A 12,417-nucleotide genomic window follows, 5' to 3' on the forward strand; every position below is an offset into this window, starting at 1 on the left:
GGGGTGGTCGGGGTGCCCGAAGCGACTGAAGCGACTGAAGCGACCGGAGGGCCCGAGTTCGGTGCCGGGCCCGAAAGCGGCGGCGCTCTGCTGATCGTGCTGCGGCATGCCAAGTCCGCCTGGCCGGACGGCGTCCCCGATCACGAACGGCCGCTCGCGGGCCGGGGCCGTCGCGATGCCCCGGCGGCAGGGCGCCGACTGTACGAGACGGGGTGCGTGCCCAACCTGGTCGTCTGCTCGACCGCCCGGCGCGCCCGGGAGACCTGGGATCTGGTCGCGACGGAGCTGTTCGCGCCGGAACCGTACGCGGCGGAACCGGACGTGGTGTTCGAGCCGAGGGTGTACGCCGCGAGCGCGTCCGGCCTTCTCCGCGTACTGCACGAGGTGCTCGACGACGCGCTCGCGCGTGGTGGCCGCGACGGTCGTGGCGGCCCGGCGCCGGGCCGGACGGTGCTGCTGGTCGGGCATCAGCCCGGAGTGCAGGAACTCGTCCTGTCCCTCGCGGGCGGCGGCGACGAACAGGCGCTCGCGCGGGCCCGTACCAAGTTCCCGACCTCCGCTTTCGCGGTACTGGCGCTGCCGGGTACCCGGGCCGGGGGCGGGGCCGGGCTCACGCCCGGCGCGGCGGTGCTCATCGACTTCTCCGTTCCCCGCGGCCCCGTCTCCGCCGCGCGGGGCTGATGTCACGTATGCCCCTCGGCGTCAGGCAAGCCCCTCGGCCCCGGCGCGTCGGGCGCGTTCGCGTGACGCCTCGATCTCCGCGTACGCCGAGTCCCGTCCCTCCCAGTGGGAACCCTCGACGGACTTGCCTGGTTCGAGGTCCTTGTAGACCTCGAAGAAATGGGTGATCTCCAGGGTGTCGAAACGGGGGATGTCATCGATGTCCTGCACGGCGGCGTAGCGCGGATCGTGGGCCGGTACGCACAGCACCTTCTCGTCGGGGCCCTTCTCGTCCCTCATGACGTACATGCCGACGGCCCGGCACTCGATGGCGCAGCCGGGGAACGTCGGGTCGCCGACCAGGACGAGCGCGTCGAGCGGATCGCCGTCGCGGCCCAGCGTTCCTTCGATGTAGCCGTAATCCGCCGGGTACTTCGTGGATGTGAACAGCATCCGGTCCAGGCGGATGCGGTGCAGGGTGTGGTCCATCTCGTACTTGTTGCGGGACCCACGGGGGATCTCCACCGTCACGTCGAACTCCATGACCGCCTCCATGACCGCCTCCGGGCCGTGCCGGCCGCACCCGTACGAGGTGCGGCGGACGCGCGTCCTGTCCATCGTCGGTCGCTGTCCGGCTCCCGGCAGCGTGGCGGGGCCCCGGTACGCCCGATCAGGTCAACCCGGCAGGACCGGACGCGGGCACCCCGTGCCCAGTGAGGTTGCGCCGTCGGCCGTCTTGGCGGCCGAGTCGGCATCGCCGGGCGGCCGTCGCGACGGAGCCGCCGCCGTCACGGCAGATCGGGGCGGCCCAGCCAGGCAGGCCGCACGGGCACCCCGTCCGCGTACCGTTCCACGTCCTCCTCCGCGGGATGCTCCGCACGCCGTCGCCTCGCGCTCTCTCGCGCGGTCGCGGTCGCCGTCGCGAGTGAAGGGGCGGGGGCGGGAATCGTGTCGGCCTCGGGTTCGGCCCGGGGATCAGGAGCCGGTTCCGGCTCCTGCGCCGGTTCGGGCTCGGGCGCGGCGCTGTCCTCCAGCAGCTCCGCCACCGTGAACCGGGTGCTGTACGACTGCCAGGCGCCGTCGACCACCAGGAGGAAACCGTCGTCCTTCCGGAAGAGTCGGCGCCGCTTCGGGTTCCTGGGGTGTGTCGGGGCGTGGCCCCGGGCCCGCCGTTCCAGTTCCAGCAGGGCGTCCTCACGTGTTCCCGCCATGTGCGCCAGCACGTATGTCTCGATGTGCTTGTTCTCCCCGCCGCCCACGGTGGTCTCCATGACCAGTCCCCAGGTCGTCATACGCCCCCCGTTCCCTCGCCCTCAGTGTGCGAAGCACAGTCTTCCGCACCCCCGGAACCACGGTGGACGTTTATGTCGTCCTTACGCGCGCGAGCCACTGCACGCGGGCATGACAAGCACCGCGCGGGCTCGCCACGTACCCGAATCCAAGGAGCGGCATGACAGTCCACGGCATCACGCGATCCCTGAGCAGCGGAACGGAGGAGGACGTTCCCGTGCGGCGGCGCGGTCCCCGCAGGGCTCTCCTGGACTGCTCGAAGGCGGCGTTGCTCGTCGCGCTCGTCCTGGGGGCCGGTACGGCATGCAGCAAGGAGGCCCTGGACGACGCGGCCTCGGGCGGTACCCACAAGGCCAAGGACTGGAAGGTCGGCGACTGCGCCGGGCCCGATGCGAAGGAGTCGAAGGACGCCTACCAGGCCCTGGAGTGCGACGACCCGAACGCGACGATCAAGGCCCTTGAGATCAAGGACGGCGCCATTTTCGCCGACTCGATCCAGTGCCCGGCCGGCACCGACGTGATCATCTCCGTGAAGATCTCCTTCGGTCCGAGCCAGAGCACCGGCGGCATCCCCAGCAAGACCGTCTGCGGCCGGAACCTGTCCGGCGACCACCCCGGTGACGCCGGGGCGGGTGGCGGCCAGCTGGTGAAGGGCGACTGCGTGAACGACCAGGCCAAGGAGGTTCCCTGCGGCAATGGGGGCGGCGGTGTGTTCAAGGTGCTCGCCCTGACGAAGACGGCCAAGGAATGCCCGTCCGGCACCGACAACCCCATCGAGCTGTTCCCGAGCCCAGGCCGTCCGTACGACGCGATCTGCACCAGCAAGGCCTGAGTTCCGCGCGTGCCGAGGGCCCTCCGAAGGCTCCGGTACGGGCCTGCTGAAGGTCTGAGCTCCGTCCTGTCGGGGGCCCTTTCGGGAGCGTACCGAGGACGCACGGCGCGCGTACTGAGGGCGTACTGAGGGCGCGTCACGGGCATCCGCCACTTCGGTGGCGGATGCCCGTTCGTTCGTGTCCGTTCCTTTCCGGGCGTTCAGTGTCGCCCGGCCAGCCGGTCCGCGGCCTTCGCGATGGGGTCGGTGCCGGGGCGGGGCGAGGTGAGTTCGCGGCGGTCGGCGGCGCGGTAGGCGGCGTACATGCCGTGGACGCCGAGCCAGCGGAAGGGCTCGGGCTCCCACTTGCGGACCCTGTGCCCCACCCAGGGCAGGGTGGTCAGTTCCGTGGGGCCCGACTGGCCGGAGTCCTGCTGGATCAGGTCGCGCAGGGTGCGGGCGGCGAGGTTCGTGGTGGCGACGCCGGAGCCGACGTAGCCTCCGGCCCAGCCCAGGCCCGTGGAACGGTCGAGGGTGACGGTGGCGCACCAGTCGCGGGGTACGCCGAGGACGCCGGACCAGGCGTGGTCGATGCGGGCGGCCCCGGTGATGGGGAAGAGCCTGACGAGGATGTCGCGGAGCGCCTCGATGGTGGCGGGCTGGGTGCGGGCCGTGTCGTTGAAGTGGGCGGCGGCCGAGCCGTAGCGGTACGGGACGCCGCGTCCACCGAGCGCGATGCGGTCGTCGGCGGTGCGCTGGGCGTACATGTAGGCGTGGGCCATGTCGCCGAGGGTCTCGCGGCCCTCCCAGCCGATGGCGTCCCAGACGGACCGCGGAAGCGGCTCGGTGGCGATCATCGAGGAGTTCATGGGGAGCCAGGTGCGCTTGTGGCCCTTGAGGTTCGCGGTGAAGCCCTCGGTGCACCGCAGGATGTACGGGGCGCGGACGGTGCCGTACGGGGTACGGGCGTGCTTGGGCTCGATGGCGGTGACGGGCGTCGACTCGTGGATGGTGACGCCGAGCGACTCGACGGTCGCGGCCAGGCCCGTGACGAGCTTGACCGGGTGCAGCCGCGCCCCGTGCGGGGTCCAGGTGGAACCGACGGCTCCGGTGACGTTGACGCGCTCGGCGGTCTCGCGGGCGCCCCGCAGCACGCGGTCGGTCTCGCCGAAGGCGATCTCCACGGAGTGGAAGTCCTTCAGGCGGGCCAACTGGGCGGGTGTGTAAGCGACTTCGAGAACCCCGCCCTGATGGATGTCGGCGTCGATGTCCTCCTCGGCGGCGACGCGCACGACCTCGGCGACGGTGTCGTTCATCGCCTGCTGGAGCCGGACGGCCGCCTCGTGGCCGTGGAGCTTCGCGTAGCGGTCGCGCCCGGCGATGCCGTTGTAGAGCCAGCCGCCGTTGCGTCCGGAGGCGCCGTAGCCGCAGAACTTGGCTTCGAGGACGGTGATGTTGAGGAAGGGGACGGCCTTCTTGAGGTAGTAGGCGGTCCAGAGTCCGGTGTACCCGCCGCCCACGATGCAGACATCGGCTGTGCGGTCGCCGGGGAGGGGCTCCCGGGCGATGGGGGTGCCCCGGTCCGCGTACCAGAAGGATATGCCGCCGTTGACGGTGCTGACGGTGCTCATGTTGTCCCTGCTGTCCCTGCTTCGTCCGGTGTGAAGGCTGTGGTGGTGGGGGGCTTTCCGGCTTGCGCCGGGGCGGACGTTACTGCGCCGGAGGGTCTCCCGTCCCGTGCGGGGACGGGTAGCCGGGCCGGTCGTGGGACTCATCGCTGGACTCGTCGTCGGATTCGTCGCTGGGCTGGTTGGACCGGTCGGAATGGTTGGGCCGGTTGCCGGACGGGTGGCGGGGCCGTTCGCGGCGCGGGCTCCGGGGCCGGGCCCCGCCCTCGTCCCGGCCGTTGTCCTGACCCTTGTCCCCGCCCTCGTCCTGACCCTCGTCCCGGGCCCGGCCCCGGGCCAGCGGATAGCAGGCCAGGCCGACGAGCACGGCGGTGAAGTGCCCGAGGTCGGTGAAGGTGCTGCGGCCACTGATGAGCGGGATGCCGTAGAAGACGGCGACGGCGAAGAGATACACGTGCCGCCAGGGCGCCGGAACCCGGTATGTCAGGACGGCGACGACACCCGCGAGCGCGTAACTGACGCCGATGTCGAGCGTATTGGTGGCGGCCGGTGTCACGTACCCGTGCCTGATGGCCCAGGCCAGTACGCCTTCGCTGACGAGGGTGGCCAGGACGTGCGCCGTGGCGGCGACGGTGAGCCAGCGCAGGGTGCCGAGCCATCGTTCTGCGCGGGCGTGGAAGACGGTGTAGAGGACGGCGTACGGCGCCCACAGGCCGTTGTCGGTCCAGAAGGCACTGGCGATCAGTACGCGTACGGGGTCCTCGGAGAGTTCGTGGAGGTTGGTGGACCGTCGGCGCAGGAAGTCCTCCTCGAATTCCGGGGACATCCGATGGATGACCACGGTGGTGGCGACGAGCATGGTCAGCCATAGGTAGGTGCCGGGCGCGCTGCGGATCCACGGGCCGACGCCGTGGAGCCATGAGCCGACGCCGCGGAGCCGCGAACCGGCGGCGGTGCGCGGCCGGTCGGGTGGAGCGGGGCCCGGCCGGCCGGGCGGGGCGGGGCTGCTGGGGGCCATATCCGATTGACGCACGGCTCTACGATCGTCCGCGTGATCGACATCCCGGACGCACTGATCGCCACCCAGTCCAAGTACAACGGGGAGACCGGGCGGGCCTTTCTCGCGGCGCTGCCGGGGCTGGCGGCCGAGTTCCTGGAACGGTGGGGACTCCGGCCGGACGGCGCGGCTCTCCACGGGATGTGTGCGCTGGTGCTTCCGGTGGTGCGTGAGGCGGACGGCCGGCCGGCGGCGCTGAAGCTCCAGCCCGTGGACGAGGAGACGGCGGGCGAGCCGGTCGCGTTGCGGGTGTGGGGCGAGGCGGGCGCGGGAGCCGTGGAACTGCTCGACCACGACCCGGCGACGGGGACGATGTTGCTGGAGCGGCTGGACAGCGGGCGTTCGCCGGCGGGATTGGCGGACGAGCGGGAGGCGGTCCGCGTTCTGGCGGAGCTGCTGGCCCGGCTGTCGTCCGTACCGGCTCCGGCCGGGTGCGGGCTGCGGCGGCTCGGGGACATCGTGGCGCGGATGCTGGAGGAGGCGCCGGGCGCGGTGGAGGCGTTGTCGGACGAGGCGGAGCGGCGGCTGCTGGCCGACTGCGCGGCGGCGGTGCGGGAGGTCGCGGGGGAGCCCGGGGACCGGGTGCTGCACTGGGACCTGCACTACGGGAACGTGCTGGCGGGTGGGGCGGCGGACCGCGGTGCGGCGCTCCCGGTCCGGGAACGGGGCCGATTCCCGGTCCGGGAACGGGGACGGGACCAGGGTCGGGGCGGGTGGGGAGCTGTTGATCACCGCACGGCCGGCGACCGCTGGGTGGCCATCGACCCGAAACCGCTGGTCGGCGATCCGGGGTTCGAGCTGTTTCCGGCGCTGGTCAACCGGTTCGACGCGGCGGCGGTGCGGTGGCGGTTCGACCTGATGACGGAGGCGCTGGGCCTCGACCGGGAGAGGGAACGGGCGCGGGCCTGGACGCTGGGGCGGCTGCTGCAGAACGGGTTGTGGGCCGTCTCGGACGGGGAGCGGCGGCTGGAACCGGAACAGGTCGAGACCGCCCGGTTGCTGCTGGGGCGGGGATGAGAGGGCGTGGCCGACGGGTACGGGGCACGGTGCGGGGCGTGGGGTGTGGACCGGCGGGGCGGTGACGCCGGGCGTCGACCGTCGTCAGGTGTGGACCGTCAGGTGTGGACCGGCACGCGTCGGTTCTACGCTGCCTCCATGATTCGTACCGCTACCCCCGCCGATGTCCCCGCCATCCACGCCATGATCTGTGAACTGGCCGACTACGAGAAGGCCCTGCACGAGGTGAAGGCCACCGAGGAGCAGCTGCGCGAGGCACTGTTCGGCGAGCGCCCCGCCGCGTACGCGCACATCGCCGAGTCGGACGACGACGGAGAGGTCGTCGGATTCGCGCTGTGGTTCCTGAACTTCTCCACCTGGCGCGGGGTGAACGGCATCTACCTGGAGGACCTGTACGTACGGCCGGAGCGGCGCGGCGGCGGGCACGGGAAAGCACTGCTCACGGAGCTGGCGCGGATCTGCGCGGAGCGCGGCTACGAGCGCCTGGAGTGGGCGGTGCTGAACTGGAACACCCCGTCCATCGCGTTCTACGAGTCGCTGGGGGCGCGGCCGCAGGACGAGTGGACGGTGTACCGGCTGACGGACGAGGCGCTCGCGAAGCTCGGCGTCCGGTAGGACCCGACCGGCGCCCACCGGGGTACTCCCTGGCACCGGCGATTGTCACCGGCGATTGTCAGTGGGGTGGTCCACGATGGGGGCATGGCACGCGGCAGCAGGAAGAAGGACACCGTCGCGGCGGCCCGGCGGCCGGAGGTACGGCTGCCGCCGCTGGTTCCGTACGACGGGAAGGGGCTGGAGCCGGACGGGGACTACGACGGTCTGCGCTTCGACGGGACGGACCTCGCGGACGGCTCGGGGCCGGGCGCACGGTTCATGGACTGTGCGCTGGACGGCTGCGCCCTGGACCGTACGGACCTGGTCAGGGCCCGCTTCATCGACTCGGTGCTGACGGGTGTTCGGGGGGTCGGCACCGACCTCGCGGAGGCGTCGTTGCGTGACGTGGAGATGACGGACGCGCGGCTCGGCGGGGTGCAGTTGCACGGTGCCGCGCTGGAACGGGTGCTGGTGCGCGGCGGGAAGATCGACTACCTGAATCTGCGGAAGGCGCGGCTGAAGGACGTGGTGTTCGAGGGCTGTGTGCTGTCCGAGCCGGACTTCGGGGAGGCGCACCTGGTGCGGGTGGAGTTCCGCGACTGCGTGCTGAAGCGTGCCGACCTCAGTTCCGTGCGGATGGAGTCGGTGGATCTGCGGACGGTCGCGGAACTGGACATCGCCAGGGGAGTGGAGCGGCTGTCGGGTGCGGTGATCAGCCCGGCCCAGCTGATGGAGCTGGCGCCTGCGTTCGCGGCGCAGATAGGGGTGCGCGTGGAGGCGTAGCGCGTGGAGGTGTGTTCGCCACCGGACCGGGCGTCCGACCTGGTCGGGACGGGACCGGTTCGGTACAGGGACGGGTCAGATACGGGGGAAGCGGGCCTGGAGGTCCCAGATAGCGGGGTTGTCGGCGAGCCCCTCGTGCATGTCGGCGAGGTCCGCGATCAGGTCGTGCAGGAAGTCGCGGGCCTCCCGGCGCAGCAGCGCGTGGTTGAAGGTGAGCGGGGGTTCGTCACCAGGCATCCAGTCGGCCTCGACGTCCACCCAGCCGAAGCGGCGCTCGAAGAGCATGCGATCGGACGACTCGGTGAAATCCAGCTCGGCGAACTGCCGTTGGTGCGAACGGCTGCCGCGCGGGTCGCGGTCGAGCTGCTCCACGATGTCGCAGAGGGCCCACGCGAAATCGAGCACCGGCACCCATCCCCAGGCTGTGGACAGTTCGCGGTCGGCCTCGGTGTCGGCGAGATAGACGTCCCCGCAGAACAGGTCGTGCCGCAGGGCGTGGACGTCCGCGCGGCGGTAGTCGGTCTGCGGGGGGTCGGGGAAGCGTCGGGAGAGGGAGTAGCCGATGTCGAGCACGGTCCGATGGTGTCATGCCCGCACGGTCGTCGATGTCGCGGTACAGGTCCGTCGATGTCGCAGTGCGGCGCAGGGACGGAAGGACCCGGAGAAGCGGAGCAGCTGGGCGTATTACCCGGCCCACCTGTATGCGAAGTTCCGCTACCCGCCCGTGCTGCTCGTCGTCCGCCGGGACAAGGGTACGGCGGAGTGGGCGGCCGAGCCGATCCGTATCGGCCTGGAGAAGCACCCGAGCCTCGCGGTGTTCCCGCTGGTACTGGGCCCGCACAACGTGCCCGCCGTGACGGACGCCGCAGAGGCCGCCGAGGACATTCCGATGGCCGTGTTCTCGGCGATCACGCACAGGAATGATCAGAGATCCTCACCGACCCCGACCGGTCGGAGGAGGGCTGGCCCAGGACGTCGGGCGGGGCGGTCGCACTCGGCGAGCCGACGGGTGCCATGGCCTGGTTCCCCGGCAACAATCACCCGAGCGACAAGGCGTCGTACGACATCACGGTCACCGTCCCGGAGGGCCTGACCGCCGTCTCCAACGGCGAGCTGGTTTCCCGCACCACCACCACGGGTGGCGCCCCGGACGGCACCAGCACGTACCACTGGCGCGTCGCGGAACCGATGGCCGGTTATCTCGCCACGCTCGCCGTCGGCCGCTTCGACACGCAGGCGTCGAGCACCCCGGACGGCATCAAGGTGTTCACCGCCGCCGACGCGGCGGCGGCGGCCCGGAGCGCGGCGGTCCTGGCCCGTGTCCCCGAGGTCGTGGCGTGGGTGGCGGAACGGTTCGGGCCGTACCTTTTTTCGCCACGGGCGCGATCGTCGGGCGGGACGGGGACGCCGGTTACGCGCTGGAGACCCAGAACCGGCCCTTCTTCCCGGGACCGCCGAGCGTTGGGCTGCTGGTCCACGAGATGGCGCACCAGTGGTTCGGGAACTCCGTTACGCCCGCGAGCTGGCGGGACATGTGGCTCAACGAGGGCCTGGCGACGTACGCGCAATGGTTGTGGGAGGACGACGAGGAGGGTGAGCCGGTCGAGGACCGGTTCGCCGCCGCCTTCTACGACGACAACTGGGCCTTTCCGCCCGCCGAACCGCCGACGGCCGCGGACATGGCGACGAGCGCTTCTTCGCGCTCGTGCAGGGCTGGACGCGGTCCCACCGGCACGGCACCGCGTCGACCGCCGACTTCACCGCCTATGTGGACGCCTATGTGGAGCGGGCGACCGGCAAGGACCTGACAGGGCTGTGGAACACCTGGCTGTACGGGAAGAGCCGGCCCGCCCCGAAGGACTGACCGGCTCCCGTTCCGCACAGCTTCTCCGCGCAGTCTCCAGGAAGCTAAGGCGGCCAAGGGGGCCCGGGGGACCCCGGTGGCCCGGCAGGGCCCGGACGAGAGGTGCGCGCCGGCGCTACTTCACTTTGACGCCGTCCCAGGCGGCGTCGACGGCCGCGAGTTCGGCGCTGTCCGCCCCGTACAGATCGGTCGCCGCCTTCTCGGTCGCCGTGCGTGCGCCCGCGTAGTCGGTGCTCGACGTCATGTACTGGGAGAGTGCCTTGTACCAGATCTGGACGGCCTTGTCCCGGCCGATGCCGGTGACGGTGGAGCCGTCGGCGGTCGGGGAGTCGTAGTCGACGCCGTTGATCGTCTTCGCTCCGCTGCCCTCGGACAGCAGGTAGAAGAAGTGGTTGGCGACGCCGGAGGAGTAGTGGACGTCGAGGTCGCCGACGTTGCTGTCCCAGTAGTCCGCGGAGCCGCCGTCCTTGCTCGGCTTGTCCATGTAGCGCAGCGGGGTGCCGTCGCCGTTGATGTCGATCTTCTCGCCGATGAGGTAGTCGCCGACGTCGGTGCTGTTGTCGGCGGAGAACTCCACGGCGGTGCCGAGAATGTCGCTGGTCGCCTCGTTCAGGCCACCGGACTCGCCGTAGTAGTCGAGGTTGGCGGTGGACGCGGTCAGGCCGTGGCTCATCTCGTGGCCGGCGACGTCGAGGGCGGTGAGGGCGCTCTTGTTGCCCGCGCCGTCGCCGTACGTCATACAGAAGCAGCTGTCGTCCCAGAACGCGTTGACGTACTCGTTGCCGTAGTGGACGCGCGAGTACGCGGCCTTGCCGTCACCGGCGATGCCGTCGCGGCCGAACGCCGACTTGTAGAAGTCCCAGGTCTTCGCGGCACCGTAGGCGGCGTCGACGGCGGCGGTCTGGCGGTCGTTGCCGGTTCCGTCGCCCCAGGTGTCGTCGTCGTCCGTGAAGAGCGAACCGGTGCCGCTCTCGCCCTGGTCGAGGTCGTAGGTCTTGTGGTCGCCGCGGTCGCCGTCGGTCAGCTCGTAGCCGGAGCCGGCCTGGGTGGTCGTCAGCTCGACCTTGCCGCTGTACTGGCTGTTGCCGACGCCGGTCTCGATCGACTCGTACCGGCGCAGTTCCTTGCCGGTGGTCGCGTCGGTGATGATGTGCAGCCGGCTGGGCGTGCCGTCCTTCTGCGTCCCGTGCCGCACCGACTCGAAGGCGAGGACGGGCTTGCCGTCGCTCGCCCAGATGATCTTCCGGGCGCTCGCCGCGGTCTTGATTGTCGCCGTCGTCGACGGCACGGATATCCGGGCGCCGGTCGCCTTGGTGACGCCCTTGATCCTGCCGTCACGGGCGGTGTGGGTGATGAGGTCGCCGCCGAGGACCGGGAGCCCGGCGTAGGTGCGCTCGTAGCGGGTGTGGACGGTGCCGTCGGCGTCCTTGATCACGTCACGCACGATCAGCTTCTCCTGCCCGCCGAGGCCGAGCGACTCGGCGGTCGAGGAGACGTCGGCCTGGGCCGACTTGATGGCGGCGGTGCGCTGGGAGGCGTTGTTCGCACCGAAGGGGACGGTGCTGCGAGTGGCGGAGGAGGCGCCGGTTCCCTGGTCGGGCGCGGCGTTCGCCGCTCCGGTCTGGACACCTACGACGACCATCGCGGCGACGGCGGCGAGAGCCGCGGCGCGACGGGTGTTCATGTGGGGGGTCATGCGTTCTCCGTTGCTCGTTCCGTGGGGGGTTACGAGCGGAGAGCGTGCCACCGAATGAGCGAGATTGACGGTGCACTAACAAATGCCTCACATTTTTTTGACCACCTCTTGTCTGTCTGGGGTGCGCTCGCGTCCGGTATTTGACGACTGTTCAGCGATGTTTGACGTCTTTTTGATTCACGCGGACGCGCGGCGCATCGACGCGCGGCGCATCCGCGTGCCGCGCGCGCGGGCGAGCGGCTTAAGGGCGAGCGGCTCACGGGCGTGCGGACGTTCGGGTGTACGACGGACGGGAGCCCCCGGCCGTGGACGAACGGCCGGGGGCTCCCGACGGGTATGGAACGGGTCCGCAGGACCCGGGTGCGTCAGATGTTGACGCCGAAGTCCTGGGCGATACCGGCCAGGCCCGAGGCGTAACCCTGGCCGACCGCGCGGAACTTCCACTCCGCGCCGTTGCGGTACAGCTCACCGAAGACCATGGCGGTCTCGGTGGCGGCGTCCTCGCTCAGGTCGTAGCGGGCGATCTCCGTGCCGCCGGCCTGGTTGACGATGCGGATGAACGCGTTGCGCACCTGGCCGAAGTTCTGGCTGCGGCTCTCGGCGTCGTAGATCGAGACCGGGAAGACGATCTTGTCGACGTCCGCCGGCAGGCCCGCCAGGTTGACGTTGATCTGCTCGTCGTCGCCCTCGCCCTGGCCCGTGACGTTGTCGCCGGTGTGGACGATGGTCTGGTCGGGGGTGGACTTGTTGTTGAAGAAGACGAAGTGGCTGTCGGAGACGACCTTGCCGGCCTGGTTGACCGCGATGGCCGAGGCGTCGAGGTCGAAGTCGGTGCCGGTGGTGGTGCGGACGTCCCAGCCGAGGCCGACGGTGACGGCGGTCAGGCCCGGGGCCTCCTTGGTGAGGGAGACGTTGCCGCCCTTGGACAGGCTTACAGCCATGGGAAGTCCCTTTCATCGTCGAGTGCGGGCTTCATGCCATCACGAAGCTACCGTCACTGGTCATAACGCGGACAAG

11 protein-coding genes and 2 pseudogenes are annotated in these 12,417 nt (G+C 70.7%); 6 read left to right on the top strand and 7 right to left on the bottom strand.

Annotated elements, in window-relative coordinates:
- Nucleotides 1–12: 12 nt before the first annotated feature.
- Nucleotides 13–681 (top strand): SixA phosphatase family protein, encoded by a 669-nt coding sequence (locus ACFYXM_RS13925; RefSeq protein ID WP_389289227.1) that lies wholly within the window; start codon nt 13–15, stop codon nt 679–681.
- Nucleotides 682–702: 21 nt separating this feature from the next.
- Here the strand turns inward: ACFYXM_RS13925 and ACFYXM_RS13930 are convergent, their stop codons facing one another.
- The gene (locus ACFYXM_RS13930; protein ID WP_389289311.1) at nt 703–1,203 is read right to left on the bottom strand and encodes an inorganic diphosphatase; all 501 of its coding nucleotides are present in this window, start codon (nt 1,201–1,203) and stop codon (nt 703–705) included.
- 245 nt (nt 1,204–1,448) lie between these two features.
- Complete coding sequence (locus ACFYXM_RS13935; protein WP_389289228.1) at nt 1,449–1,952, bottom strand: hypothetical protein; 504 nt, start codon at nt 1,950–1,952, stop codon at nt 1,449–1,451.
- A 158-nt stretch (nt 1,953–2,110) separates the two neighbouring features.
- Between ACFYXM_RS13935 and ACFYXM_RS13940 the strand changes: the two genes are divergently transcribed.
- Nucleotides 2,111–2,782, top strand: coding sequence for a hypothetical protein (locus tag ACFYXM_RS13940; RefSeq protein ID WP_389289229.1), 672 nt, complete (start codon nt 2,111–2,113; stop codon nt 2,780–2,782).
- A gap of 200 nt (nt 2,783–2,982) precedes the next feature.
- Here the strand turns inward: ACFYXM_RS13940 and ACFYXM_RS13945 are convergent, their stop codons facing one another.
- Nucleotides 2,983–4,392 (bottom strand): NAD(P)/FAD-dependent oxidoreductase, encoded by a 1,410-nt coding sequence (locus ACFYXM_RS13945; protein WP_389289230.1) that lies wholly within the window; start codon nt 4,390–4,392, stop codon nt 2,983–2,985.
- 322 nt (nt 4,393–4,714) lie between these two features.
- Nucleotides 4,715–5,407 (bottom strand): annotated as a pseudogene (locus ACFYXM_RS13950) (rhomboid-like protein); the annotation flags it as partial.
- A 33-nt stretch (nt 5,408–5,440) separates the two neighbouring features.
- On the opposite strand from ACFYXM_RS13950, the gene ACFYXM_RS13955 reads away from it, so the two are divergent.
- The 3 genes from ACFYXM_RS13955 to ACFYXM_RS13965 all read left to right on the top strand — a co-directional run bounded on the left by ACFYXM_RS13955 (nt 5,441) and on the right by ACFYXM_RS13965 (nt 7,840).
- Entirely contained in the window at nt 5,441–6,463 is a 1,023-nt protein-coding gene (locus ACFYXM_RS13955) for an aminoglycoside phosphotransferase family protein (protein ID WP_389289232.1), read from the top strand.
- A gap of 138 nt (nt 6,464–6,601) precedes the next feature.
- Entirely contained in the window at nt 6,602–7,078 is a 477-nt protein-coding gene (locus tag ACFYXM_RS13960) for a GNAT family N-acetyltransferase (RefSeq protein WP_389289233.1), read from the top strand.
- A gap of 84 nt (nt 7,079–7,162) precedes the next feature.
- Nucleotides 7,163–7,840 (top strand): pentapeptide repeat-containing protein, encoded by a 678-nt coding sequence (locus tag ACFYXM_RS13965; RefSeq protein WP_389289234.1) that lies wholly within the window; start codon nt 7,163–7,165, stop codon nt 7,838–7,840.
- Between the two features lie 75 nt (nt 7,841–7,915).
- Here the strand turns inward: ACFYXM_RS13965 and ACFYXM_RS13970 are convergent, their stop codons facing one another.
- Nucleotides 7,916–8,413, bottom strand: a complete 498-nt coding sequence (locus tag ACFYXM_RS13970; protein ID WP_073789250.1) for a hypothetical protein — start codon at nt 8,411–8,413, stop codon at nt 7,916–7,918.
- Nucleotides 8,414–8,767: 354 nt separating this feature from the next.
- Between ACFYXM_RS13970 and ACFYXM_RS13975 the strand changes: the two are divergent.
- Nucleotides 8,768–9,704: pseudogene (locus tag ACFYXM_RS13975) on the top strand (M1 family aminopeptidase); the annotation flags it as partial.
- 115 nt (nt 9,705–9,819) lie between these two features.
- Here the strand turns inward: ACFYXM_RS13975 and ACFYXM_RS13980 are convergent.
- Together ACFYXM_RS13980 and ACFYXM_RS13985 are read right to left on the bottom strand one after the other, a co-directional pair.
- A complete protein-coding gene (locus ACFYXM_RS13980; protein WP_389289235.1) occupies nt 9,820–11,400 on the bottom strand; it encodes a M4 family metallopeptidase in 1,581 nt (526 codons plus the stop codon).
- Nucleotides 11,401–11,765: 365 nt separating this feature from the next.
- Entirely contained in the window at nt 11,766–12,341 is a 576-nt protein-coding gene (locus ACFYXM_RS13985; RefSeq protein ID WP_351519458.1) for a TerD family protein, read from the bottom strand.
- Nucleotides 12,342–12,417 lie beyond the last annotated feature (76 nt).

The sequence above is a fragment of the Streptomyces sp. NPDC002476 genome (genome assembly GCF_042889785.1).
GTDB lineage: Bacteria > Actinomycetota > Actinomycetes > Streptomycetales > Streptomycetaceae > Streptomyces.

Coding starts and splice junctions, on each gene's coding strand:
- ACFYXM_RS13930 (WP_389289311.1), bottom strand. CDS start 1,203: ATGGAGTTCGACGTGACGGTGGAGATCCCCCGTGGGTCCCGCAACAAG.
- ACFYXM_RS13935 (WP_389289228.1), bottom strand. CDS start 1,952: ATGACGACCTGGGGACTGGTCATGGAGACCACCGTGGGCGGCGGGGAG.
- ACFYXM_RS13940 (WP_389289229.1), top strand. CDS start 2,111: ATGACAGTCCACGGCATCACGCGATCCCTGAGCAGCGGAACGGAGGAG.
- ACFYXM_RS13945 (WP_389289230.1), bottom strand. CDS start 4,392: ATGAGCACCGTCAGCACCGTCAACGGCGGCATATCCTTCTGGTACGCG.
- ACFYXM_RS13960 (WP_389289233.1), top strand. CDS start 6,602: ATGATTCGTACCGCTACCCCCGCCGATGTCCCCGCCATCCACGCCATG.
- ACFYXM_RS13965 (WP_389289234.1), top strand. CDS start 7,163: ATGGCACGCGGCAGCAGGAAGAAGGACACCGTCGCGGCGGCCCGGCGG.
- ACFYXM_RS13980 (WP_389289235.1), bottom strand. CDS start 11,400: ATGACCCCCCACATGAACACCCGTCGCGCCGCGGCTCTCGCCGCCGTC.
- ACFYXM_RS13985 (WP_351519458.1), bottom strand. CDS start 12,341: ATGGCTGTAAGCCTGTCCAAGGGCGGCAACGTCTCCCTCACCAAGGAG.